Here is a 25284-nt window from a genome sequence, read left to right as displayed (position 1 = left end):
CTGAAAAATCGTTTCCAAACATTACATTACGTCATACTAAAAAATTAGTTTGACAAGACCAGCCGCTGTGTGAAACCTGAATGACAGTCAGGTGCCGTGTGGCATGTCTGGCGACACAATCACTAGGGAGGAGAAAGATGCGCAAGTATCTTTTGTCCGCAGCCGCGGTTATTGCCGTGGTCGCGGGACAGGCAGCCTATGCCGATGAGGCAGCTGCCAAGAAATGGATCGACGAAGAGTTCCAGCCCTCGGCTCTGACCAAGGACGAGCAGATGTCGGAGATGCAGTGGTTCATCAACGCTGCTGAACCGTTCAAAGGCATGGAAATCAACGTCCTGTCCGAAGGCATTCCGACGCACAGCTACGAGTCCGAAGTTCTGACCAAGGCGTTTGAGGAAATCACCGGCATCAAGGTGAACCACCAGATCCTCGGCGAGGGCGAAGTGGTTCAGGCCGTGCAGACCCAGATGCAGACCAAGCGGAACCTCTATGACGCTTACGTCAATGACTCCGATCTGATCGGCACCCACTCGCGCCTGCAGCTCGCCTACAACCTGACCGACATGATGGAAGGCGACTTCTTTGACGTCACCAACCCCGGTCTGGACCTGGGTGACTTCATGGGCACCCAGTTCACCACTGGTCCCGATGGCGACCTGTACCAGCTGCCCGATCAGCAGTTCGCGAACCTCTACTGGTTCCGCAAGGACTGGTTCGATCGCGAAGATCTGCAAGCCGCCTTCAAAGAGAAGTACGGCTATGACCTCGGCGTGCCGGTCAACTGGTCCGCGTATGAAGACATCGCCGAGTTCTTCAGCGAAGACGTCAAGGAAATCGACGGCACCGCAATCTATGGCCACATGGACTATGGTAAGCGCGCGCCTGACCTTGGCTGGCGTATGACCGATGCCTGGCTGTCTATGGCCGGTGCCGGTTCGAAAGGTGAGCCGAACGGTGTGCCGATCGACGAATGGGGCATCCGCATGGAAGCGGATTCCTGTAACCCTGCCGGTGCAAGCGTGACCCGTGGTGGTGCTGCCAACGGTCCGGCTGCTGTCTATGCGATCCGCAAGTGGGACGAATGGCTGCGCAAATACGCGCCTCCGGGTGCTGCGTCCTATGACTTCTACCAGTCGCTGCCCGCACTGGCGCAAGGCAACGTGGCTCAGCAGATCTTCTGGTACACCGCCTTTACCGCCGACATGGTAAAACCGCAGTCCGAAGGCAACAACACCGTCGACGAGAACGGCACCCCGCTGTGGCGGATGGCGCCGAGCCCGCATGGCCCCTACTGGGAAGAAGGCCAGAAGGTCGGTTATCAGGACGTAGGCTCCTGGACCTTCCTGAAGTCCACTCCGGTTGATCGTGCGAAAGCTGCTTGGCTCTATGCTCAGTTTGTTGTGTCCAAGACCGTTGACGTGAAAAAATCCCACGTTGGTCTGACCTTCATCCGTGACTCCTCTGTGAACCACGAGAGCTTCACCGAGCGTGCACCCAAGCTGGGTGGTCTGGTCGAATTCTACCGTTCGCCCGACCGCGTTGCATGGTCCCCGACCGGCGTGAACGTGCCTGACTATCCGAAGCTGGCCCAAATCTGGTGGCAGCAGATCGGTGACGTGAACTCCGGCGCCTTCACCCCGCAGGAAGCCATGGACCGTCTGGCCGAAGAAATGGACATCACAATGGCCCGTATGCAGCGTGCAGACGAGCAGGCGAATGTCTACGGCGGCTGCGGCCCGCGTCTGAACGAAGAGAAAGACGCTGAGTGGTGGTACGCCAACGGTGGCGCCAAGCCGAAACTGGAGAACGAGAAGCCTCAGGGCCAGACCGTCAACTATGACGAACTGGTTGCCCGCTGGGCCTCCCAGTAACCTCTCCTCCCCGTGGGGAGCGTGCGGATCTTCCGTTGCGCTCCCCGCTTTCGCCCCGGAGCGTGGCTGGCCCTCTCCGGGGTATTTTGTCCCCAAAGATCGCGCATGCCGCGCGCAACAGGCCGCCCGCCGGAAAGTCAAAACAAGATGGCACTCGAACTCAGAAACGTGACCAAGCGTGTCGGCGCCCAGCTGCATATCAAGGAAACCTCCCTTGTGCTGGAACCGGGTCACTTCAACGTCCTTCTGGGCGCCACCGGGTCTGGCAAGACCTCTCTTATCAAGATGATGGCCGGGCTTGACCCGATTGCCAGCGGACAGGTGCTCATGGATGGTCAGGATGTGACCGCCCTTAGCACCCAGAAACGCAACATCAGCCTGGTGCACCAGTTTTTCATCAACTACCCGCATATGACCGTCTACGAGAACATCGCCTCGCCGCTGAAAGTGGCTGGCATGGCGAAATCCGAGATTGAAGGTCGCGTGGAAGAAGCTGCGGACATCCTGCAGCTGCGTCCGATGCTTCACCGCCGCCCGCATGAATTGTCTGGTGGCCAGCAGCAGCGAACCGCGCTGGCCCGCGCAATTGCCAAGGAAAGCCGCGCTGTTTTCCTGGATGAGCCGCTGGCGAACCTTGACTACAAACTGCGCGAGGAGCTGCGCGATCAGCTACCTGAACTGTTTGCCGGTCGCGGCGCGGTTGTTGTCTATGCCACATCCGAACCGGAAGAGGCGCTTTTGCTCGGTGGCAAGACCGCATTGATGCAGGACGGCCGCGTCACCCAGTTCGGCACGACCGCTGATATCTATCGCAACCCCGACAATGTCGCGGCAGCTCGGGTCTTCTCGGATCCACCGATCAACACCGCCCCGATTGTGAAACAGGGCACAACCGCCCGCCTCGGCAATAACGTCAGCTGGTCCTTGACCGGTGCGGCAGCAGACTTGGCTGACGGCCCCTATACCATCGCCATCCGCCCCTATCACGTTCTGCCCGTTGCGACGCCCCTGACCACCGTGCAGCTGTCGGGGCAGGTTCAGGTGACAGAGCTTTCGGGATCCGAAAGCAGCGCCCATTTCGACATGGGTCTGGACAGCGATCACGGCAGCTGGGTTTCCCTTTCTGCTGGCGTTCACCCCTATGAGGTGGGTGAGCATCATGACTTCTACATGGATCCATCGGCAGCCTATGTGTTTGCCCCCGATGGCTCCCGCGTGGCGTGAGGCGCAAATGGCTAAGATTACTCTCTCGAAACTGCGGCATAGCTACATGCCGAATCCCTCCAGCGCGTCCGATTATGCCCTCAAGGAAATCGATCTCGACTGGACTGATGGTGGCGCCTACGCCCTGCTTGGTCCGTCAGGCTGTGGCAAGTCCACCCTGCTGAACATCATCTCGGGCCTTCTGGTGCCATCCGAAGGGCAGATTCTGTTTGACGGCAAGGATGTCACCAAACTGCCCCCGGACCAGCGCAACATCGCGCAGGTGTTCCAGTTCCCGGTGATCTACGACACCATGACCGTTTACGACAACCTCGCCTTTCCGCTGCGCAACCGCGGTCGGGACGAGGCCACGGTCAAGGAACGCGTCATGGCGATTGCCGAGATGCTGGAGGTGACCGATCTTCTGGACACGCGCGCTGCGGGTCTGAGCCCGGACAACAAGCAAAAAATCTCCATGGGCCGTGGCCTTGTACGCGAGGATGTGAACGTCGTCATGTTCGACGAGCCCCTCACCGTGATCGACCCGCATCTGAAGTGGAAACTGCGTTCCAAGCTGAAAGAGCTGCACCAGCGCGTAAAGGCCACGATGATCTATGTGACCCATGACCAGACAGAGGCGCTGACCTTTGCCGATCAGGTTGTGGTCATGCAGCTGGGTGAAGTCGTTCAAATCGGCACGCCGGTCGAATTGTTTGAGCGTCCTGCCCACACGTTTGTCGGCCACTTCATCGGCTCGCCGGGCATGAATGTCCTGCCCTGTGAGCTGCGCGCCGGCCAGCCCTACATCGGCAGCCACCCCATCGCACTGGAAGGCCCCATCAAAGGCGACGCTGCAGGCAAGACCGAGGTAGGCATCCGACCCGAATTCGTGTCCCTGGCCGACAGTGGCCTGCCCGCTACCGTGACCAAGGTTTCGGATGTTGGCCGCCACACAGTGGTGGAGTGCGAGGCCGAAGGGCATCGGATCAACGCCGTGGTCGAAGGTGCGGGGCCAAACAAGGGCGACACCGTCCATCTGGCGTTCCGTCAGGATCAGACCCGACTGTATGTCGACGGCTGGATCGCAACCGAAGCGGCTGAATCTGCGGCGCAATCCCAAAGTGCGGAGGAGGCACGATGAAAACCGAAAACCAAAAGGCGTGGTTCTTTGTTCTGCCCGTTCTGCTGCTCGTTGCATTCAACGCGCTGATCCCGATGATGACTGTGGTCAACTACTCCGTCCAGGAGACATTTGGCGACAACGTCTTTTTCTGGCAGGGGCTCGACTGGTTTCAGCAGATCCTGCGCTCTGACCGGTTCCACGCGGCACTTGGCCGCCAGTTCATGTTCACCTTCCTGATCCTGATCATCGAAATCCCGCTTGGCATTGCCATCGCACTGTCGATGCCGCGCAAGGGGTTCTGGGTACCTGTCTGTCTGGTCTTGATGGCGCTGCCGATGCTGATCCCGTGGAACGTGGTTGGTGCAATGTGGAACATCTTTACCCTGCCCGACATTGGCCTGCTGGGGTATTTCCTAAACCACACGCTTGGCATCAACTATGATATGACTCAGGATCCCGTTGCCGCATGGATCACCATCGTGACCATGGATGTCTGGCACTGGACCTCTCTTGTGGTGCTTCTGTCCTATGCTGGCCTCGTGTCGATCCCGGACGCCTATTACCAGGCGGCCAAGATCGACGGCGCCTCCAACTGGGCTGTGTTCCGCTTTATCCAGCTGCCAAAGATGAAAACCGTTCTGACCATCGCGATCCTTCTGCGGTTCATGGACAGTTTCAACATCTACACCGAGCCGTTTGTTCTGACCGGCGGTGGCCCTGGCAACTCGACAACACTGTTGTCCATCGACCTGGTTAAAATCGCGCTTGGACAGTTCGACCTTGGTCCGGCGGCAGCGATGAGCCTCATCTACTTTGCAATCACACTTCTGGTCAGCTGGCTGTTCTACACCGTCATGACCAAAGACGATCAAAACTAAAGGAGGATACTTCGATGCAAAAACGTACCATCGTCCCCATCGTTTATATCCTGTTCCTCATGCTGCCGATCTATTGGCTGGTCGCGATGAGCTTTAAGACGACAAATGAAATCCTGTCCGGCTTCTCGCTGTTCCCGCAGACTTTCACGCTGGAAAACTATGCAACGATCTTCACCGATCCGAGCTGGTACTGGGGCTACATCAACTCGATCATCTACGTGTCGATCAACACGGTGATCTCTGTTGCTGTCGCGCTGCCTGCGGCCTATGCGTTCTCGCGCTATCGCTTCCTTGGCGACAAGCAGCTGTTTTTCTGGCTGCTCACCAACCGGATGGCGCCAGCCGCAGTTTTCGCACTGCCATTCTTTCAGCTTTATTCGGCGGTAGGCCTGTTTGACACGCACCTGGCTGTTGCGCTGGCACACTGCCTGTTCAACATTCCGCTGGCAGTCTGGATCCTTGAGGGGTTCATGGGGGGCATCCCGAAAGAGCTGGACGAAACCGCATATGTGGATGGCTATTCCTTCCCGCGCTTCTTTGCGACGATCTTCATCCCGTCGATCAAGGCCGGCGTCGGTGTGGCAGCGTTCTTCTGCTTCATGTTCTCTTGGGTGGAGCTGCTGTTGGCGAAGACACTGACAGCGGTTGCCGCCAAACCAATTGCCGCCACCATGACCAAAACCGCCTCAAGCGCGGGCTATGAACTGGGCCTGCTGGCGGCTGCGGGTACACTGACAATCATTCCGGGCGCGATCGTGATCTACTTCGTCCGCAACTACATCGCAAAAGGCTTTGCGATGGGGAGGGTATAATGCTGAGTTGGATGGCTTGGACCTGGCCCACGGCCCTGGTCTTTATCGGGATCTTTTCGGCCATTGGCCTGCTGATCGTTCTCGAAATCCGCAGCCCCGGTGGAGATGCCCGCAAAGGCGTGCTGGGACTTGTCACAACCCGCGGGGACCGGCTGTTCATCAGCCTCCTTGGGACATCCTATATCTTCCTGGCGTGGCTGGGACTGGTCGGGATGCCCCTATGGTGGCCGCTGGGTCTGTCGATTGTCTGGTTCATCTTCACCTTCTGGAAGGTGTGACACAAAATGGGGGGTCCTGTTCGCAGGGCCCCTTTTCCCTTGCCGACCAAGACTAGATCGGCCGACGCGACGATGAACTTCTAAAAAAATAGTTTTCAAACGCCCCTGCTATCCCCTAGCATGACAAAAGCCCAAGAGGACCGGACACCAAGTGATGCGAAAGAAACAGGACAACCCGCTTTTGACCGAGGTAGAGCTCGAGTTCATGACAGGTGTCTGGGAAACGGGCGGCGGCACGGTACGGGAAATCCTTGCCGAGCTGAACAAACGGCAGGAACGCGCCTACACATCGGTCGCGACTGTCCTGAAGATTATGGAACAGAAAGGTTTTCTGACCAGCGAACGCGCTGACAGATCGCTCGTGTATCGCCCGGCGGTACCAAAAGCTGACTATCAGAAAACCACCCTGAAGAACCTTTCGAGCAAGCTCTTCAATGGCGCCCCGGCGGCTCTCGTAGCCCGGCTGGTGGATGACGAAGATGTCACCGACGAAATGCTCGTGGAAATGCGGGCCTTGCTGAATGAAAGGTTGGGGGACGATGAACGCTGAAGCTTTTTTAAACGCTTATATTGATCTCAATCTATTGCTCTTTGCTGGGATTGCCCTTTGGCTTGGATCCCGTGCCGTTCTGACCCGAAGCCATCTGGGCCCTGCATTTCGCCCTCAACTGCGCCTGCTCAACGGCATGACGCTTTTGCTGACTTTGTCCCCGTTCCTCGTTGTCGCGCTGACGACTTATGTTGTGTCCAAGCCTCCGACCCTGTCGGACATGCTGGTGGCGCAGTACCTTCAGGGCAACGTCAACATGAGCGCCACCCGTTTCGAGAGCATTCTGGGCCTGCGCGAAGATCTGGTGCGTGACCTGATGGCCCAAACCAGCCTGTGGGCCCAGGCTGCGCTGGCGGTTTTGATTCTTGGTGCTGCCATGTCGGTGGTACAGGTCGCAATTTCGGTTGCCCGTCTGCGCCGTGTTATCAAGAACGCTTATGTCTGGAAACGGATCGGTCGCCTTCAAATCCGCTTTAGCGACAGCAGCAAGGTTGCCTTTTCGACGCGCGGCCTATGGACCCGTTATGTCGTTCTGCCGACAGCACTGGCTGAAAATCCCGCGGATCTGCGGCTGAGCGTTGCGCATGAATTGCAGCACTTCCGGCAGCGCGACGTGGAATGCGAGTTTCTGTTAGAAGCCCTGCGCCCGTTGCTGTTTTGGAACCCGGCCTATCACATCTGGCGCCGCGAGGTGCGTATGCTGCGGGAATTCGCCTGCGACCAGGCCCTTGTCAGCCGCGGCCAGCGGGACGTACGGGCCTATTGCGAATGCCTGATCCGTGCCTGCGTATTGGCGGCTCAGGATCCGATCCGATTTGTTCGTCGCAGCCCATCCGTTGCGCTGGTTGACCGCCGCGAGGTGCGCCGTGGTGCGACTTTGGAAAGGCGGATCCGGGCCGTTACTGCGGCACAGCCACAGGACGGTCATGTTCTGAGTTGGATGTTTGTTTCTGCCCTGCTGGCAACTGGTGTTATGGCAACAGCCCTGCTGATGCAGCGCCCAGGTGACTGGAGCCACGACCGCATCATGCTCTCTACCATTGTGAACCTCGAGCGGATGGCGCATCGCAATGCCATGCCCGAAACCACCCACACCGCTGTCACTGCGCTACAGGGTGGTTTCATGACGCTCAGCCAGTAACCGGCAGCAGAACAAAAAAGCGCTCCGAGCGCACAACCATCACAGGACAAACAGTCAAAAGACAAAAGGCCCGGTCTGCCGTCAGACCGGGCCCTTCCCCCTAACTGGCATGTCCCATCAGCCGTAGGCCGTCTGAGGACCGCCATGTTCGGTCTGGGACCAGTCCACATCCGCGCCGCTCATTTCCTCGACCACGGCAGCGGTCTGTTTGGCGGCTTGCTCTTCGCGCTCGGCGGCCTCATCCGCCAGAACAAGCTTGTCCCTGAAGGTATCCAGACTGCGGGCCAGATCACCCAACTCGTCGCCACGCTTGCGACCGGCGATATCAACGCTGTAATCCTCATCTGCCAGCGCGTTCGTGGCCTCGCGCAGGGCAAGAATGGGTTTGGTGACGTGACGCGCAGCGATAAAGGACACCACAATCGCGATCAGCACCGAAACGCCGATCATGAGTACCGCAACCAAACGGATCTCATTCACCTTTGCGAAGGCCGTATGTTCATCTGTTTCCAGAACCAGAGACCAGTCAAAACCTGTGATATCAAGCGGTTTGACGAGGGCAATCACCTGCTCTCCAGCTGTGGAGGTGATCCCCTCAAACAGGCCACCTTCCCCTGTTCCGGCAGCAGCGATATGGGTTGCGTCGGGAAGACTGTCGCCAACCGCAAATCGCCCCTCCAGCACAGACGGGCTGCGCGCAATCCCGTCTGGACCAACAAGAAAAATGTTCTGGTGCCCGCTGCCATCCAGATTGGAGGTCAGCGCAGACACCACCGATGCGCTAGACAGTTGGACAGCCAGCACACCGATCACCTCTTTTTTCTTGTTGAGAACAGACACCCCCATAAAGGCACCGGCTCCGCCGCCACCTGGTGCGTAGACTGCAAAATCAGAGGTCACGACCTCACCCGGTTCAGCTGTCAACGCAGCCGCAAACACCTGACCCAGGCCGCTTTCGGCATTGGGGCCAGAGCCGAACTGTTGAATGAAATCGTCCCGTTTCTTGACGGAATACAGCAGCTGACCAGCCGCATTCAGGAGATACAGATCTTCATACCCGTTGACCTGCAAGGACTGAAGAAACGTCGGATGGTAGGTTGCATGAGACTGGCTGTAATAAGAACCGTCACCGGGATCGACCAGTTCGTATCGCTTGTCGGCCTCATGCGGATTCTGTTCGATGTAGTGGCGCCGCAGGAACCCGGTCGGTTCCTCCTCGATCATTGTGTAGACACGGTCAAAATTGTTGATGGCGCGAAACACGGTCGGCTGCGAAGCATTGACCGCAAGATCCTTGCGGGCAGCATCGACCATGAAGGTAAGCGCCTGCTCTCCAGATCGCGCAGCCGTTTCCTTTGACGCATAGACAAATTGCCGGATGCTTTTTTCAGCCATCGAATAGACCAGGAATGAAACCGTCACCAGAAAGGTGGCCGTCAGCGCCACCATGATAAGTGGCAGTTTCAGCTTCAACGAAAGTTTCCGGGTCTTGGGCATGACGCGCATGTCTCCTATTTCAGTGCCGATTCCGTCGTAATACGACCAAATTCAGCTCAAAATAGGCATGTAAATCCTTCCAATTCGTTCACGCTCTCTTTGCGCAGAGCCCGCTTGGGGCAGCCAAAAGCGCGCACTCATCAGAATTTCAGACCCAAGTGCAGAGGTTTCAGAACCGATCTGCCCGGTAAGGTGCCATATCAATCAAAGACTTACGTCCCTGCAACAAATCGACAGCCAACTCCGCCGTGCCAGCGGATTGCGTCAGCCCAACATGGCCGTGGCCAAAGGCATAGACCACGTTCTTGTGGCGACGGGACTGGCTGATTACCGGCAGACTATCTGGCATTGACGGGCGATAGCCCATCCATTGGGTGCCGCCTGAAATATCCAGGCCAGGCATGAAACGGCTCGCTTTGGCCAGTAGATTGTCAGCTCGCTTGTAATTGGGTGGCAGCTCCAAACCACCCAGCTCGACGGCTCCACCGACCCGCACCCCGCCCTTGATCGGGCTCACCACGAACCCGTGTTTGCCAAAGCTGAGGGAGGTCCGCAGGTCAAAGGCGCCAGGCGGTAGCGTTGTGTTATAGCCTCGTTCCGTCTCCAGCGGGAGCGGGTCGCCCAGTCGTTTGGTCAGATGGTGTGACCAGGCGCCAGCTGCGACAACCACCTGATCAGCCCTCAGGGTCGTATCAGCGGTCTTGAGCACGACCTCGTCATCAGACGCTGCGATATCGCGCACCTCGGCCTGTTCGAACCGACCGCCTCTTTGCAGGAACGCCGCGAACAGATGTTCTACCCAGGCCTTGGGGTCGATGGTACTGTGCCAACCTGGCGTAAACCCACCATGGGTGAAATGACGGCTGAGACCTGGCTGGATCTCTGCGATCTCGTCGGGACCGTGCAGCAGAGTATAGTCGATCCCGTATTCATCACGCAGATCCCAGCTATGTTTGCTGGCCCGAAACGCGGCCTCGGAATCATAAAGCCGAAGAGCGCCCAGTCTCTGAATCAGATGCTCGCCGTCCGTGCGGGCAATCTGACGTTCTGTCGCTTCCTCGCAGTGTTTCATGAGAGCCGCCTGCGAGACGATGGAGGCGCGGTAGCGATCTGGCAGGCTGGCCCGCCAGAACCGAAGGAGCCAGGGCACCAATTTGACTGCGTAGCTCGGCGGAATGGACAAGGGGCCAAGCGGATCGACCAACCAACCTGGCGCCTGTTTCATGATGCCGGGATGGGCAAGAGGCTCTACATCGGTAAAAGCAAAGGCCCCCGCATTTCCCTGCGAGGTTTCGGCAGCGACACCTTTCCGGTCCAAAAGGACGACCTGATCCCCCTTTCCTGCCAGTTCCTCCTGCAGGCGCAGGGCCGTACTGACCCCAATTACACCTGCGCCGATGATCACAACCGTCCGTGTCATATCGCACTGCCCTCGTACATGTGGCGAGGCTCCCACCTCGCCACGGACTCACTTTTATGCAAACGTATAAGAGGTTTTGATTTTTGAATAAAACTCTTTTGCATGAGCTCCTTGTTCACGCCCGCCAAAGCTCGACCCTTTGGTGCCCCCAAACGGAACATGATAATCCACGCCAGCGGTAGGTAAGTTGACCATGACCATGCCGGCCTCTGCGTTGGCCTTGAAATGGGTCGCATGTTTGAGAGACCCGGTGCAGATCCCAGCACTGAGACCAAACGGCGTGTCATTGGCAACCTGTAGCGCCTCTTCGTAGTCTTCAACACGGATCACGGAAGCAATCGGTCCAAAAACCTCTTCTTGATTGATCCGCATCCCGCTGTTTGTCTCCGTGATCAGAGCAGGTGCCAGAAAGAATCCATTGGTGGTGCGCTGAAGGGTCTGTCCCCCAAAGACCTGCCCACCCTCTTTTGCGGCGATATCAAGATAGCTCAGATCCTTGTCCAATTGGCGGCCATCCACAACCGGCCCGATTTCGGTTGCCCGATCCAACGCATTGCCAACTCGCAACGCAGCAATGCGGCCCGTAAGAGAGGCAACAAACCGGTCATGAATGCCGCCCGCGACAATCAGGCGCGAAGATGCAGTGCAGCGCTGTCCGGTCGAATAAAACGCCCCGTTCAGACAGGCCTCAACAGCGAGGTCGAGATCGGCATCGTCCAGAACCACCATAGGGTTTTTGCCACCCATCTCCATTTGGAGTTTCTTGCGCAGCCGACCACATGTGGCAGCAATTTCGCTGCCCGTCTCAGCCGAGCCGGTAAACGAAATCGCATCTGTATCGCGATGCTCAACCAAGCGAGCGCCAGTCACCTTGCCCTTGCCCAGGACCAGATTGAACACCCCATCAGGTAGCCCCGATCGCGCTATGATTTCTGCCAGCGCATGGGCACATCCCGGTGTCAGCTCTGCGGGTTTCAGAACAACCGCATTGCCGTATGCAAGCGCTGGCGCAGTTTTCCATGCAGGAATTGCCATGGGAAAATTCCAAGGGGTGATGAGACCTACAACCCCAACCGGACTGCGCGTGATTTCCACGCCAACGCCCGGCCTGACGGAGGCCATTGCCTCCCCGCCTCCGCGCAAGGCCTCTCCTGCGAAGAACTTGAAGATCTGACCGGCACGGGCGGTCTCCGCAATGCCTTCAGCAAGCGTCTTGCCCTCTTCCCGCGCCAAAAGGCGGCCCAGATCGTCCTTGCGAGCCAAGAGTTCAGAGCCGATAAAATCAAGCACATCAAACCTCTGCTGTGGGGTGCTTGCCGACCAGGGCACGGCCGCGGTCTTTGCCGCGCCAACTGCGTGATCGATTTCCGCTGCATCACTTTCAGCCGCGTAGCCGATCACATCCGAGATATCCGATGGGTTGATATTGGCGCTGGCTGCTGCGGTTTCACGCCACTCGCCCCCGATGAAATTGCGAAACTCCATTAGTGCCTCTCTTCTAGAATGATCCCGGTCCGATAGGGATCAGATGGCTCGAAATGCAGAATGCTTTCTGCAGTGACAAAGGCGCTGCCCGTGATTGTTGTGACGACCCCACCAGCAGGGCCAGGTCGATAACTCATCGTGTAGGTGCTGCCGATGATGCTCTCCTGAACCCACCGCTCCCCCGGCGCGAGCAGGCCATCTGCCGCAAGACAAGCGAGCTTGGCCGAACTTCCGGTCCCACAGGGAGAGCGGTCATAGGCGCCACCGGGGCAAAGCACGAAATTACGACCATCAGCGTGGGCTGACGGCGACGGGCCAGTCAGTTCGATATGGTCGATCAACGCCCCGCCCTCTCCGGTGATGCCTGCCTGCTCGAGCGCCTCTTTCAGCGCCGTTGAAAATCGTGTCAGCGGGGCGATTTGCTCCGAAACGAGCGGGATCTGGCATTCCTTAGTGAGAAAGAACCAATTCCCCCCCCAAGCCACATCGCCCCTCACAGGCCCCCAGCCGGGAACCTCCACCACCACATCAGACCGATGGCGAAACGCCTCGACGTTTTCGACCGAGACCCGATTGTTCGTTTCAAGACTGACCTCAACAGGGCCTACCGGCGTGTCAAACCGATGCACCCCCGGTGAAAGCCTGCCGCAATGGGCAAGACTGACGGCGGTGCCGATCGTCGCATGACCGCACATCCCCAAGGGGCCGGCCGGGTTGAAATAAATCACCCCAGCCGCACAATCCGGCGCATTTGGAGGCAGCAATAGCGCCCCGACCATCGCCTTGTGCCCACGCGGCTCGCACAGGACGCCCCGGCAAAAATCCGCGTGATCGCGAAACAACCGATCCGCCTGTTCCGCAAGGCTCCCCGAATCCAGATCCGGGCCCTGATCAAGGACCAGTCGTGTAGGCTGCCCCTCGGTATGGCTGTCGATTACCCGCACGATGCGGCGACCTCTGGCTGGGTGATCCAATCCGCATACCACGCCTTAAACAGGGTGTACTGTGTCTCTACATAGGTTTTCTGGCTCGCAGTAAGCGCGTCGCTTGCATTGAAATGCAGACGGTATTCCTGGTCTCCGTTCAGCACCATCAGGTGTTTGTAAAAGAGAACGAGATCAGCCCCCTCATCAAATGAGGACAAAACCCCAAGCGCGGCTTCCAACTCGAGTGCGAGCCTGCGAGCCGTTGCATCCCCCCGCGCCGCCCGCTGGCACAGAGCCACCAGATGCAGCACTTCCTTGGGCAGCGCATTGCCAATTCCAGTGATGGCGCCGCCCGCCCCGCAATTGACGAACCCATGAAAGACGGTGGTATCCACCCCGATCATCAGCGTGACATCCGCATCGTGCGACGTAATGTTTTCCGCCGCATAGCGCAGATCAGCCGCGCCTCCGAATTCCTTGAACCCGATCAGGTTCGGGTGCGACTGGCGCAAGTCAAAGAACAGGTCGGCCCGCGTCGCAAATCCGTAATATGGGCTATTGTAGATCACCGCTGGCAAGTCGGGCGCTGCGGACAGGATGGCGGAAAAATGCGCCCGCTGCGCCGCAATCGAGCTGCCCCGTGACAGAACTCGAGGAATGACCATCAACCCGTGCGCACCCACCTCAGCTGCATGCGCCGCATGAGCAACGGCTTGCGCAGTGTTCACTGCGCCCGTCCCCACGATGGTCGGCACCCCCGCCTTCACCAGACGCGCCACGCCCTCCATCCGATCAGCATCACTGATCAAAGGCCAGTCGCCCATGGAGCCGCAATAGACAACCGCCGACATACCCGCCGCCATCAGCTCCTGCCCCTTGCGCACCAAGGCATCAAAATCCGGCTGCCGCTCGGCAGTACAGGGGGTCATGAGGGCCGGAATACAGCCGGAAAAAACGAGGTCGGTCATGGAGGGCTCCTTTATCATCACTTGAATGGCTCAACTGCCTCAATGCATATTCCATATTGGATCCAATATTCAATAAATAGTTTTTGGATCCTTTTGCTCCTGCAGTCTTCGGCGCTATAACGGTGCAGAGGAGAGCCCGCATGAAGTTGAAATCCGTCGATATTTCCAAGACCGCCTCGGCCGCGACCATTGTCTTTGACGCATTGCGCAAAGCCATCATCGAAGGCGATCTGAAGGAAGGGGAACCCCTGCGTCAGGACGAAATTGCCCGGATGTTCAACACCAGCCGAATCCCCGTGCGGGAGGCAATTTCCCGTCTAGAGGAACAGGGGTTGGTCAAAACGCAGCGCTACAAGGGCGCCGTTGTCTCTGGCCTCTCTGCGCAGGAAGCACAGGAGATTTTCGACCTGCGCGCAGTTCTGGAGCCAGAGGTCATCCGCAGAGCGGTTCCTCGCATGTCCAAAGAGGCCCTCGCCCAGGCCAAGGAGTGCCTCGTGGCCTTCTCGCAATCCTCAGATCCGATGACCTGGGGCGATCTCAACCGTGATTTTCACGCAACTCTCTACCGCGAGGCTGGGTTGCAATATCATATGGATGTCATCGACAATGCGATGGACCGGGTCGACAGCTACCTGCGCGCCCAGCTCGTTCTGTCCAATGGCAGTGAGCGTGCAAACGACGAACACATCGCCATCTGGGAGGCCTGCGCTGCTGGCGACGCCGACCTCGCCGCCGCACTCACCCGCGAACACATCACCGGCGCCTGCGACGCCTTGCTGCAGACACTCAACAAGCTGGGATAAGAGAGAACCGATGCGTGGGTGTTGGGGGAGCTGCTGAGGAAGACAGCAGCAATAACAAGCGCGGGTCTAGGCGCCAACATACTACAGCAGGCCGACCGCCAGAACATGAGCGACAATCAATGCGATCTTGCCAATCAATGAAAGGATGGCGGAGACGAAGGGATTCGAACCCTCGAGACGGTTTCCCGCCTACTCCCTTAGCAGGGGAGCGCCTTCGACCACTCGGCCACGTCTCCGCTGACCCGTCTATCAGCGCAAGGGCGTTGAGAACAAGGGCGAAATCGACATTTTCGGGAAAAAAATTATGCGGTCCGGATCATGGGCCCAAACGGATGGCGCCCGCCCTGGATGACCGGGGCGGGCGCGCGATATTCAACGGGCCTTCGAGCCCTATGCGGGCTGTCAAAGGTTCAGGGCAGGATCGCCAACCGCTTGAGGAACAGGGATTTTACCGCTTCTGCGTCAACGGCCATATAAACGTCGATCGGCTTGCGGCCCTCTTCGCTGGACAGGCGGGTTTCGCCAGATGTGTCGCCCTCACAGGAGACTTCCATTGGCACTGAACGGGCGGTGAACAACTCTGGATGGGTGCAGGCGATCACGGCCGCCGGGTCATGCAGGGAACAGCCGTCGAACTTACCCACGGTTTCGTAGAAATGCAGATAGAACACTGACATTTCCTGCAGCATACCACCCAGTTGCGGCGAGGACGCTGCGATGCCGGAGAAATCATCCTTGGTGCACAGGATGCGGTGTGTCACGTCCAGGCCAACCATTTCGACCCGCGCACCGGAGGCAAACAGTACCTCTGCCGCGTGGGGATCATGATAGATGTTGGCTTCGGCGTGGGGGGTGATGTTGCCGCCCTCTTCCAGCGAGCCGCCCATGATGACGATCCGTTTGACGTTTTGGGCAAACTCCGGGTCCCGCTGGATCGCAATGGCGATATTGGTCAGCGGGCCAATCGGGCACAGGACCAGCTCTCCCTTGTGCTCTCGTGCCATGCGGATCAGAAAATCAGCTGCGTCTTCCTCCACCGGCTTGCCCTTGGGAGTTGCAGCCGGAATATCGCCAAAACCCTCATCGCCGTGAACATGGGCAGAGGGGGTGAACGGCGGCAGAACCAGCGGCGCCTCGGCACCATGGGCAACCGGCAGATCCAGACCTGCAGCTTCGAGCAGACGCAGGGCGTTGCGCGTGGCGGTCTTGGTGGTCACGTTGCCAAAGATTGTGGTGAGCCCGAGCAGGTCGATATCCGGGGCCGCGGCCGCGTAGAAAATCGCCATTGCATCGTCGATGCCGGGATCTGTGTCGATGATCAGCTTTGTCATTTTTATCCTTCCGACTGATTAATCGTGGGGGTTTAGCATTTCCGTTAGCGGCAACTCAAGTCCGGCGCTTTCAGGAATATCCGACAGCTGTATCAAGAAAATGCCCGCCGTCTTGCGAGGGCGGGCATCATGTCGTGTCTCAGACGGCTGAAAAATCAGGTGTTGAAGAGGAAGTGCAGGACGTCGCCATCTTTGACGATATAGCTCTTGCCCTCGGCCCGCATCTTGCCCGCTTCCTTGGCGCCCTGCTCTCCGTTGGCTGCGATATAATCGTCATAAGCGATTGTTTCTGCGCGGATGAACCCCTTTTCAAAGTCGCCGTGGATCACGCCTGCCGCCTGCGGAGCAGCTGTCCCGGTCCGGATGGTCCAGGCGCGCGCCTCCTTGGGGCCCACGGTGAAGTAGGTTTCCAGTTTCAACAGTTCGTAGCCGGCCCGGATCAGACGATCGAGACCCGCCTCGGCGAGACCCATCTCACTGAGGAACATCTCAGCCTCTTCGGGCTCCAGCTGGCTGATTTCTTCTTCGATCTGCGCCGAGATAATCACATGAGCGTTGCCTTGGGCTGTTGCCATGTCCGCTACCTTGGCGGAATGTTCGTTGCCGTCGACAGATTCGGATTCGCCGACGTTGCAGACATAAAGAACGGGTTTGGTGGTCAGCAGCTGCAGCATTTTCCAGGCTTTGGCGTCTTCTGCGTCAACCTCGACCAGGCGGGCGGGCTTACCGCTTTCCAACATGTCCTGTGCCGTTGCCAGCAGGCGATCCTGTTGCTGCGCTTCCTTGTCGTTGCCCTTCAGCTTGCGCACAAGGTTCGCACGCCGTTTCTCAATGCTCTCCAGATCGGCCAGCATCAGCTCGGTTTCGATGGTTTCTGCGTCAGCAACCGGGTCAACACGGCCTTCGACGTGGGTCACATCGCCATCTTCGAAGCAACGCAGAACATGCGCGATTGCGTCGACTTCGCGGATATTGGCAAGAAACTGGTTCCCCAGACCTTCACCTTTGGACGCGCCTTTGACGAGGCCTGCAATGTCAACAAACGTCATCCGGGTGGGGATGATCTGTTTGGAGCCTGCAATCGCCGCCAATTTGTCCAGACGCGGGTCGGGAACGCCGACCTCACCCACATTGGGTTCAATCGTGCAAAACGGAAAGTTCGCCGCCTGCGCCGATGCGGTTTTGGTCAATGCGTTGAACAGGGTCGACTTGCCGACGTTCGGCAGACCCACGATTCCCATTTTAAAGCCCATTTCGGCCTCCTGATGCCACTTGGGAGCCGCTTCTAGGCAGCAATTGACGGTGACGCAAGCGGCCATCGCCTCAACCGCCCTGCCCGCACAATTCAGCCATTGCTCGATTTGCATCATTTTGCGGCACAAAGGGCTGCAAAAATGCAACCATTTCACCTGTTGAGCATTGTTATCCCGTGATCGTGATCCCAGTTCAACGACAGGCACTGGACACAACAACGAAATAGACAGATCATTCTACCCAAACCGATAGTTCGCAACCGAGACGAGATTAACGACCATGACCTTTACTTCGGCCACAAAGGCCACCGCTCTCGCCCTCACCCTTTCCACTGCGGCCGCCTTGCCTGCAGCTGCGCAGGAACTGGTCCTTGGGGCCGGATACACAAGCTTCTCTCGCGAAGGGGCCGAAGACAGTGCGGTATTGTCGCTAGAGTATCAGCACAGCCCGTTCTGGGAGCGCGGCAGCTTTGATGCAGCCTTTGGTGCGGCACTCGATGTGCATACCACGGGGGACGCATTTGTCGGGGCCGGTGTCGTCGGGACATGGCACCTACAGCGAGGTTGGTTCATCGAAACCAGCGTGATGCCGGGCGCATACTCTGAAAATGTGGATCTGAACGATCTGGGCTCAACTTTTGAGATCCGCAGCTCTCTTGCCGTGGGAAAGACATTCGCAAGCGGACGGGCCATTTCGCTGGCCCTGTCCCATAAATCGAACGCTTCCACCGCAGACACCAATCCCGGCGTCAATCAGCTGCTGCTGCGCTGGCACGCGCCGTTGTAACAGCCCCCCTGCCGAAGGTCGCGCTGCTTTCGGCAGGCACAATATGGTTAGGCTTGTCTGTGCACGGGATTGATTTCTGGGAAAACATTCGGCACACCGGGGCAGACACTTGCAAAAGGCCCGATCATGACCCGCATTGACGCCAAATTCGCCGACCTGAAAGCTGCCAACAAAAAGGCATTTGTTGCCTATGTCATGGCCGGGGATCCAGATTTCGACACCTCTCTCGAGCTGGTCAAGGGCCTGCCGGCAGCTGGTGTGGATGTGATCGAGCTGGGCCTGCCCTTTACCGATCCGATGGCCGACGGCCCGACCATCCAGCTCGCAGGCCAGCGCGCCCTGGAAGCCGGGATGACGCTTCAACGTACGCTCGATCTGGCGCGGGCCTTCCGTGAGGAAGACAACACTACGCCAATCGTCCTGATGGGATATTACAACCCGATCTACAGCCGCGGCGTTGAGACCTTCCTCAAGGATGCGAAGGATGCAGGTATTGATGGTCTGATCGTGGTCGACCTTCCGCCAGAAGAAGACAGCGAACTGTGTATTCCCGCTCAGGAAGCAGGTCTGAACTTTATCCGACTGGCGACACCGACCACCGATGACAAACGCCTGCCTCGCGTTTTGCAGAATACGTCTGGCTTTGTGTACTACGTCTCCATCACCGGTATCACAGGTGCCGCCGAAGCCGAGGCCACCAACGTCGGTCCGGAAGTGGCACGCATCAAGGCAAGCACCGATCTGCCTGTGATCGTGGGTTTTGGTATCAACACTCCGGAAAAGGCCAAAGGCATCGCCTCGGTCGCGGATGGTGCGGTTGTTGGCTCCGCCATCGTGAGCCAAATCGGCGCAGGCAAACCCGTGGGCGAGGTTCTGAGCTTCGTCAAATCCCTGTCGGACGGCGCCCATTCCGCCTAATCCCTTGTGATCATTCATGTTTTCCAAAGGCCGCGCCCTCCGGGTGTGGCCTTTTTTCTTGCCCGGTATCTTGGATTGCGCTTTCGGCACAAGATTGGTAAGAATTTATTACCAACTTAGGGCGAGGACAGAGCCGTGCCAGTCATTACCAACATTGATGATCTCAAGCGCATTTACGAACGCCGCGTACCACGTATGTTTTACGACTATGCCGAAAGCGGCAGCTGGACAGAGCAGACATTCCGCGACAACACCAACGATTTCGAGAAGATCCGGCTTCGTCAACGGGTCGCCGTGGACATGGCAGGGCGCAGCACAGCGACACAGATGATTGGCCAGGATGTCACCATGCCCGTCGCACTTGCTCCGGTTGGGTTGACCGGGATGCAGCACGCAGACGGCGAGATCAAGGCCGCGCGCGCCGCCGAAGCCTTTGGTGTTCCGTTCACGCTCTCCACGATGTCAATCAACTCTATCGAAGATGTCGCCGAGGCAACGACAAAACCATTCTGGTTCCAGCTCTACACCATGAAGGACGAAGACTATGTTCGCCGTCTTATTCAACGCGCCAAGGATGCACGCTGTTCTGCGTTGGTGATCACCCTCGACCTGCAGATCCTCGGGCAGCGGCACAAGGATCTGAAAAACGGCCTTTCTGCTCCGCCGAAGCTGACCCCAAAAACCATCGCCAATCTGATGACGAAGTGGTCCTGGGGGATTGAGATTCTGGGAGCCAAGCGTCGTAATTTCGGCAACATCGTCGGACATGTGGATGGCATCTCTGACGCATCGTCCCTTGGCGCCTGGACAGCAGAGCAGTTTGATCCCTCACTGGACTGGGGCAAGATCGAGAAGCTCATGGAAATGTGGGGCGGGAAGGTGATCCTCAAGGGTATCCTGGATGTCGAGGATGCAAAGATGGCGGCAAAGGTTGGGGCAGACGCGATTGTTGTTTCAAACCACGGCGGGCGCCAGTTGGACGGTGCGCTGAGTTCCATCCAGATGCTGCCTGCCATCATGGATGCAGTTGGCGATCAGGTGGAAGTCCACCTGGACAGCGGTATCCGCTCTGGTCAAGACATCCTGAAGGCCATCGCTCTTGGCGCAAAGGGCACCATGATCGGACGCGCGTTTGTCTACGGTCTTGGCGCGATGGGTCAGGCGGGTGTGACAAAGGCCCTGGAGGTTCTCCACAAGGAGCTCGATACGACGATGGCTCTGTGTGGAGAAAAGACGGTACACGGTCTGGGGCGTCACAATCTGCTGATTCCCGAAGACTTCGGCGGTCGCTGGATGGCCGACTGACGACAGGCCCAGACGGGCCAGAATTGAGGGCCAGCGTGGTTTTCGCGGCGCTGATCCCTCTCCGGCCTGACCGATTACCTGTTTGCGGGTTGCAAACTTGGCCAATCCGGTCTATGCGCACGGCTTCACGCGGGGTGACAGCCTTGGAGGCACCCCCCTATCATATTGGAGAATTATCATGGCTGGTCAGATTCCTGATCTTGTTTGCCAGGAACGTACGGGGTCGGGCAAGGGCGCCGCTCGTGCAGCACGTCGTGCTGGCATGGTTCCTGGGGTTGTATTTGGTGGCGACGCGGAACCGATGTCGATCCAGATCCCCTTCAACGAACTGCTGAAAAAGCTGAAAGCTGGTCGTTTCAAGTCCACCCTGTGGAACCTGAAAGTGGAAGGCCAGGAAGACGTCCGCGTCATCTGCCGCGACGTTCAGCGTGACGTTGTAAAAGACCTGCCGACTCACTTCGACCTGATGCGCCTGCGCCGCACCTCGAAAGTGAACCTGTTCGTTCCCGTTGAGTTCATCAACGAAGAAGCTGCACCGGGCATCAAGCGCGGCGGCGTTCTGACTGCCGTTCGTCCGGAAGTCGAGCTGGTTGTGACCGCAGGTGACATCCCCGAGAAGCTGGTTGTTGACCTGACCGGCCTGAACATCGGCGACACCGTCACCATCTCTTCGGTCACCATGCCGGAAGGCGCCAAGCCGACCATCGACCGTGACTTCGTTGTTGCCAACATCTCCGCTCCGTCCGGCCTCAAGTCCGCTGAGAGCGAAGAAGAAGGCGGCGAAGAAGCTGCAGAAGAATAAGAACACCGCCCATTTGGGTTGTTCTGGGAAACGGGTCCTTCGGGGCCCGTTTTTCGTTTGCCATCCCGCCCCGCCGCTTGTTGCGCTCTGTGCGAGGGCTCAGTAGAAAAAAGAGAGCTCAGATGCAGGACAACGCCAGACCATGAAACTCTTTGTAGGGCTCGGGAACCCGGGCGCGAAATATGCAGGCAATCGCCACAACATCGGCTTTATGGCACTTGATCAGATTGCGGATGACCACGGTTTTTCCCCGTGGAAGAGCAAGTTTCAGGCTCAGCTGAGCGAGGGCGTTCTGGGCGGCGAAAAAGTCCTGCTGCTCAAGCCGCAGACCTTCATGAACCTGTCCGGTCAATCGGTCGGAGAAGCGATGCGCTTTTACAAGCTCACTCCGGCCGACGTGATCGTTCTGCACGACGAACTTGATCTGGCCCCCGGAAAAGCCCGCGTCAAACAAGGAGGCGGCCACGCAGGTCACAATGGTCTGCGCTCCATTCACTCCCATATCGGTGCAGATTACGGGCGGGTCCGCCTGGGCATCGGCCATCCGGGCCATAAGGATGCGGTTGCGGGCTATGTGTTGCGCGATTTTGCCAAGGCGGATGAAGTCTGGCTCGACGACCTTCTACGCGGGATTTCGGACGGTGCGGCCTCGCTCGCCAAGGGGGACGGAGGCAAGTTCATGAATGCGGTTGCCCTTCGCGTCGCTCCGCCCCGCAGCTCCACCGGTCAAGCCAAGGCCAAGAACAAGGGCGACACGCAGAGCCCCCAGGCTGTGCAAAAAGCCGCACCGAGCGAAGCCCAGGCAGAGGACACGCGCTCCCCGATGGAAAAGCTGCTCGACAAATTCAAGTGATGTCATGGTGCCGCGGCGTCGCCTTTGCGCGCTGCCCCTCCAGCTGACTAGGATCAGCATATTGCAGGAGGATTTTATGCCCAAGTGGCTACGTATTACGTCTATTTTCGTTTTGACGACATTGGTCTGCGCCGCGTCGGTGGCTCTCTACAAACGAGAGACCATCGCCCGGCTGATCGCGGTGAACACCCTTTTTGACAAAGACACGATCGTTCACAACTTCTCTCATATGGGAGACGCCTTTCTGACCACCCCGCTGGATCGCGGCCCGCAAGAGCCGAGCGAGTTGCCGCGCGGGGTAGAAATGACGCTGCCAAGCGGCGTGCAGGAGTGGATGGAAGAACGATCCGTTACTTCGCTGCTGGTTATGAAAAACGGACAGATCCGGCACGAGAGCTATCACAAGGGCACCGCAGAGACCGATCTGCGCATCTCGTGGTCCATGGCAAAGAGCTACCTCTCCGCCCTCTTTGGTATTCTTTTGGACGAGGGGGCCATCGCCTCACTTGACGAGAAGGTGGTGACATACGCCCCCTCCTTGCGCGGATCTGCGTATGAAACGGCGACAATCCGCAATGTGCTGAACATGGCCAGCGGGGTCGAGTTTGATGAAGACTATCTGGACTATGATTCCGATATCAATCGGATGGGCCGGACCCTTGCCCTTGGCGGGACGCTGGACGATTTTGCCGCAGAGCTGAAAGGCACAATCGCTGCGCCAGGCGAGATCTGGCAATATGTGTCAATCGACACCCACGTCTTGGGCATGGTTATCCGGGGCGCGACCGGTCGTTCGGTGCCAGAGCTGCTCTCTGAAAGGATCCTCTACCATCTGGGCCTTGAGAAAGCCGGTTACTACCTGACGGATGGTGCGGGGGTCGCGTTTGTCCTTGGTGGCATCAATCAGATGACCCGGGATTTCGCGCGCTTTGGATTGATGATGGCGCAGAACGGGCGATATGGCCGCAAGCAGATCGTCCCGCGCCTTTGGGTTGCACGCTCTACCCGCCCTACTGCACCAACAGAACCGGGCAAGACCGGCTATGGTTACCAATGGTGGATCCCAAGGAACGCAGAGCCCGGTGAATTTCTGGCCAGGGGCGTCTATGGGCAATATATTTATATCCATCAGGGCCGAAATGTCGTGATCGTGGTGACTGCGGCAGACCGCGCCTTTCGTGAATCAGGTGTCTCCCGGCAGAATGTCAGAATGCTGAGAACACTGGCCAAGTCACTTTAGGGTAAAGCGATGGAAAAAGACGCAAGCGTGAATGTGAAGGGGGGCGCCTTGGCCCCCTGTTCGACAGAGCCGATGACCGGGTACTTTCGGGACGGCCATTGTAACACCTGCGCCCAGGATCAGGGCAGTCACACAGTCTGCGCTGTCATGACCGACGAGTTTCTCGCCTTTTCCAAATATGTCGGAAATGATCTGTCGACCCCAAGGCCAGAATTCGGCTTTGCCGGACTGAAGGCAGGCGACAGCTGGTGCCTGTGCGCCGGACGGTTCCTGCAGGCCGCAGACGAAGGCTGCGCCCCAAAGGTCAAGCTGAGCGCGACCCATATCAAAGCACTGGATATCGTGCCGCTTCATATCCTCGAACAACATGCAAGCGACCCGGCCACCGACTGACCCTGAAAGATCACGTCCAAACGAAAAAAGGCGCCAGCATATGCGGCGCCTTTTCCTTTGGCATGCATCGACCAATCAGTCGGTGTCGCGCCCTTCTTCTGTGTCGGACATGTCAAACCCAAGGTGACGGGCCACGGTAAAGATGTCTTTGTCGCCACGCCCACACATGTTCATCACGATGATATGGTCCTTCGGCAGATCAGGAGCGATCTTCATCACATGTGCCAGCGCGTGGCTCGGCTCCAGAGCCGGGATAATGCCTTCCATTGCACAGGATAGCTGGAACGCTTCCAGTGCCTCACGGTCGGTGATGGACACATACTCCGCCCGGCCAATGTCATGCAGCCATGCATGTTCAGGCCCGATACCCGGATAATCCAGCCCCGCAGAGATAGAGAAACCTTCAAGGATCTGACCATCGTCATCCTGCAACAGATAGGTGCGGTTGCCATGCAGCACACCGGGGCGCCCACCGGTCAGAGACGCGCAATGCTGCATCTTCTCATCAACCCCTTTACCACCTGCTTCGACGCCGATGATATTGACAGATTTGTCATCCAGGAACGGGTAGAACAGGCCCATCGCGTTGGATCCGCCGCCAATCGCTGCGATGACGGTATCCGGCAGGCGTCCTTCGCCTTCCTGCTCTGCCAGCTGCCAGCGGACTTCCTTGCCGATGATCGACTGGAAATCCCGCACCATCGCCGGATAGGGGTGAGGACCGGCAACCGTACCGATGCAGTAGAAGGTGTCATGGACATTGGTCACCCAATCCCGCAACGCATCGTTCATCGCGTCCTTCAGCGTACCACGACCAGAGGTGACCGGGATGACCTCGGCCCCGAGAAGCCGCATCCGGAACACATTGGGGGCCTGACGCTTCACATCGTGCGCCCCCATGTAGACCACGCATTTAAGTCCGAATTTGGCGCAGACAGTTGCTGTCGCAACACCATGCTGCCCCGCGCCGGTCTCCGCGATGATACGGGTCTTGCCCATGCGGCGTGCCAGCAGGATCTGGCCCAACACGTTGTTCACCTTGTGGGCGCCTGTATGGTTCAGTTCATCCCGCTTGAGATAGATCTTGGCACCGCCAAGGTGGTTGGTCAGGCGCTCCGCAAAGTAAAGCGGGCTGGGACGACCGACGTAGTGTTTCCACAGATCATCCATCTCTGCCCAGAAGGTCGGGTCATCCTTGGCGCGATCGTATTCCTCTTCCAGGCTGAGAATCAGCGGCATCAAAGTCTCGCTGACAAACCGCCCACCAAAAATACCAAACCGGCCCTGTTCATCGGGGCCATTCATAAAGCTGTTGAATAGATCTTCGGCCATGGTTCATTCCTTCTTCGCGGCGCCCGATATGAGTATAGCGCCCCCCGCGTCGGGTAAAGGGACGCGGAGAGGTTTCTATGATTTGGGACTGATTATCGCGGCTGAGCCGACCCGT

At 58.2% G+C, this 25284-nt stretch carries 24 protein-coding genes and 1 tRNA gene; 16 read left to right on the top strand and 9 right to left on the bottom strand.

Features of this window, described 5'->3' with window-relative positions; translation table 11 throughout:
• Positions 1-137 precede the first annotated feature (137 nt).
• The 8 genes from NIT7645_RS12750 (at position 138) to NIT7645_RS12715 (ending at position 7856) form a co-directional block, all read left to right on the top strand.
• Positions 138-1871 carry an ABC transporter substrate-binding protein gene (locus NIT7645_RS12750; protein WP_008559243.1) on the top strand — a complete coding sequence of 578 codons (1734 nt, stop codon included), beginning with the start codon at positions 138-140 and terminating at the stop codon, positions 1869-1871.
• Between the two features lie 147 nt (positions 1872-2018).
• On the top strand, positions 2019-3095 hold the full coding sequence (locus tag NIT7645_RS12745) for an ABC transporter ATP-binding protein (RefSeq protein WP_008560506.1): 1077 nt from the start codon (positions 2019-2021) through the stop codon (positions 3093-3095).
• 7 nt (positions 3096-3102) lie between these two features.
• The gene (locus NIT7645_RS12740) at positions 3103-4215 is read left to right on the top strand and encodes an ABC transporter ATP-binding protein (RefSeq protein ID WP_050672900.1); all 1113 of its coding nucleotides are present in this window, start codon (positions 3103-3105) and stop codon (positions 4213-4215) included.
• Positions 4212-5075 (top strand): carbohydrate ABC transporter permease, encoded by an 864-nt coding sequence (locus NIT7645_RS12735; protein ID WP_008561161.1) that lies wholly within the window; start codon positions 4212-4214, stop codon positions 5073-5075. Before NIT7645_RS12740 ends, NIT7645_RS12735 begins: the two co-directional genes overlap by 4 nt.
• A gap of 14 nt (positions 5076-5089) precedes the next feature.
• Positions 5090-5887 (top strand): carbohydrate ABC transporter permease, encoded by a 798-nt coding sequence (locus NIT7645_RS12730; RefSeq protein ID WP_008561997.1) that lies wholly within the window; start codon positions 5090-5092, stop codon positions 5885-5887.
• Entirely contained in the window at positions 5887-6165 is a 279-nt protein-coding gene (locus tag NIT7645_RS12725; protein WP_008558858.1) for a DUF2160 domain-containing protein, read from the top strand. The genes NIT7645_RS12730 and NIT7645_RS12725 overlap by 1 nt, the downstream gene beginning before the upstream one ends.
• 154 nt (positions 6166-6319) lie before the next feature.
• Positions 6320-6715, top strand: a complete 396-nt coding sequence (locus NIT7645_RS12720; RefSeq protein WP_050687218.1) for a BlaI/MecI/CopY family transcriptional regulator — start codon at positions 6320-6322, stop codon at positions 6713-6715.
• A complete protein-coding gene (locus tag NIT7645_RS12715; protein WP_050687216.1) occupies positions 6705-7856 on the top strand; it encodes a M56 family metallopeptidase in 1152 nt (383 codons plus the stop codon). The genes NIT7645_RS12720 and NIT7645_RS12715 overlap by 11 nt, the downstream gene beginning before the upstream one ends.
• A gap of 117 nt (positions 7857-7973) precedes the next feature.
• Here NIT7645_RS12715 and NIT7645_RS12710 read toward each other — a convergent pair whose 3' ends face one another.
• The 5 genes from NIT7645_RS12710 to NIT7645_RS12690 form a co-directional block, all read right to left on the bottom strand.
• Positions 7974-9353, bottom strand: coding sequence for a HAMP domain-containing protein (locus NIT7645_RS12710; RefSeq protein ID WP_242656098.1), 1380 nt, complete (start codon positions 9351-9353; stop codon positions 7974-7976).
• Positions 9354-9522: 169 nt separating this feature from the next.
• On the bottom strand, positions 9523-10773 hold the full coding sequence (locus tag NIT7645_RS12705) for an NAD(P)/FAD-dependent oxidoreductase (RefSeq protein ID WP_008559670.1): 1251 nt from the start codon (positions 10771-10773) through the stop codon (positions 9523-9525).
• 54 nt (positions 10774-10827) lie between these two features.
• Positions 10828-12258, bottom strand: coding sequence for an aldehyde dehydrogenase family protein (locus NIT7645_RS12700; protein WP_050687214.1), 1431 nt, complete (start codon positions 12256-12258; stop codon positions 10828-10830).
• Positions 12258-13202: a 4-hydroxyproline epimerase gene (locus NIT7645_RS12695; RefSeq protein WP_008560708.1), complete on the bottom strand. Its 945-nt coding sequence runs from the start codon at positions 13200-13202 to the stop codon at positions 12258-12260. Before NIT7645_RS12695 ends, NIT7645_RS12700 begins: the two co-directional genes overlap by 1 nt.
• Positions 13193-14152, bottom strand: a complete 960-nt coding sequence (locus tag NIT7645_RS12690) for a dihydrodipicolinate synthase family protein (RefSeq protein ID WP_008560871.1) — start codon at positions 14150-14152, stop codon at positions 13193-13195. The genes NIT7645_RS12695 and NIT7645_RS12690 overlap by 10 nt, the downstream gene beginning before the upstream one ends.
• 140 nt (positions 14153-14292) lie before the next feature.
• Between NIT7645_RS12690 and NIT7645_RS12685 the strand changes: the two genes are divergently transcribed.
• Entirely contained in the window at positions 14293-14955 is a 663-nt protein-coding gene (locus NIT7645_RS12685) for a GntR family transcriptional regulator (RefSeq protein WP_008562706.1), read from the top strand.
• 146 nt (positions 14956-15101) lie between these two features.
• Here NIT7645_RS12685 and NIT7645_RS12680 read toward each other — a convergent pair.
• From NIT7645_RS12680 to ychF, 3 genes are all read right to left on the bottom strand, one after another.
• A tRNA-Ser gene (locus NIT7645_RS12680) sits at positions 15102-15191 on the bottom strand.
• A gap of 174 nt (positions 15192-15365) precedes the next feature.
• Entirely contained in the window at positions 15366-16286 is a 921-nt protein-coding gene (locus NIT7645_RS12675) for a nucleoside hydrolase (protein ID WP_008558876.1), read from the bottom strand.
• Between the two features lie 155 nt (positions 16287-16441).
• Positions 16442-17539: a redox-regulated ATPase YchF gene (gene ychF / locus NIT7645_RS12670; protein WP_008559412.1), complete on the bottom strand. Its 1098-nt coding sequence runs from the start codon at positions 17537-17539 to the stop codon at positions 16442-16444.
• 280 nt (positions 17540-17819) lie between these two features.
• Between ychF and NIT7645_RS12665 the strand changes: the two genes are divergently transcribed.
• The 7 genes from NIT7645_RS12665 to NIT7645_RS12635 all read left to right on the top strand — a co-directional run bounded on the left by NIT7645_RS12665 (position 17820) and on the right by NIT7645_RS12635 (position 23837).
• Complete coding sequence (locus NIT7645_RS12665; protein WP_008561417.1) at positions 17820-18326, top strand: acyloxyacyl hydrolase; 507 nt, start codon at positions 17820-17822, stop codon at positions 18324-18326.
• A 126-nt stretch (positions 18327-18452) separates the two neighbouring features.
• Positions 18453-19244, top strand: a complete 792-nt coding sequence (gene trpA, locus NIT7645_RS12660; RefSeq protein WP_037302962.1) for a tryptophan synthase subunit alpha — start codon at positions 18453-18455, stop codon at positions 19242-19244.
• Between the two features lie 135 nt (positions 19245-19379).
• Complete coding sequence (locus NIT7645_RS12655) at positions 19380-20549, top strand: alpha-hydroxy acid oxidase (RefSeq protein ID WP_050687212.1); 1170 nt, start codon at positions 19380-19382, stop codon at positions 20547-20549.
• Positions 20550-20727: 178 nt separating this feature from the next.
• Positions 20728-21351: a 50S ribosomal protein L25/general stress protein Ctc gene (locus NIT7645_RS12650; protein ID WP_037302557.1), complete on the top strand. Its 624-nt coding sequence runs from the start codon at positions 20728-20730 to the stop codon at positions 21349-21351.
• Between the two features lie 142 nt (positions 21352-21493).
• The gene (gene pth / locus NIT7645_RS12645; RefSeq protein WP_008560828.1) at positions 21494-22204 is read left to right on the top strand and encodes an aminoacyl-tRNA hydrolase; all 711 of its coding nucleotides are present in this window, start codon (positions 21494-21496) and stop codon (positions 22202-22204) included.
• Between the two features lie 76 nt (positions 22205-22280).
• Complete coding sequence (locus NIT7645_RS12640) at positions 22281-23444, top strand: serine hydrolase domain-containing protein (protein ID WP_008559504.1); 1164 nt, start codon at positions 22281-22283, stop codon at positions 23442-23444.
• Between the two features lie 9 nt (positions 23445-23453).
• Positions 23454-23837, top strand: coding sequence for a DUF2237 family protein (locus tag NIT7645_RS12635; protein ID WP_046210671.1), 384 nt, complete (start codon positions 23454-23456; stop codon positions 23835-23837).
• A gap of 75 nt (positions 23838-23912) precedes the next feature.
• Here NIT7645_RS12635 and trpB read toward each other — a convergent pair whose 3' ends face one another.
• Positions 23913-25169 (bottom strand): tryptophan synthase subunit beta, encoded by a 1257-nt coding sequence (gene trpB / locus NIT7645_RS12630; RefSeq protein ID WP_008562655.1) that lies wholly within the window; start codon positions 25167-25169, stop codon positions 23913-23915.
• Positions 25170-25284 lie beyond the last annotated feature (115 nt).

The organism is Phaeobacter italicus, from assembly GCF_001258055.1.
GTDB classification, from domain to species: Bacteria; Pseudomonadota; Alphaproteobacteria; order Rhodobacterales; family Rhodobacteraceae; genus Phaeobacter; species Phaeobacter italicus.
This window is presented reverse-complemented; position numbering and strand designations above follow the sequence as displayed.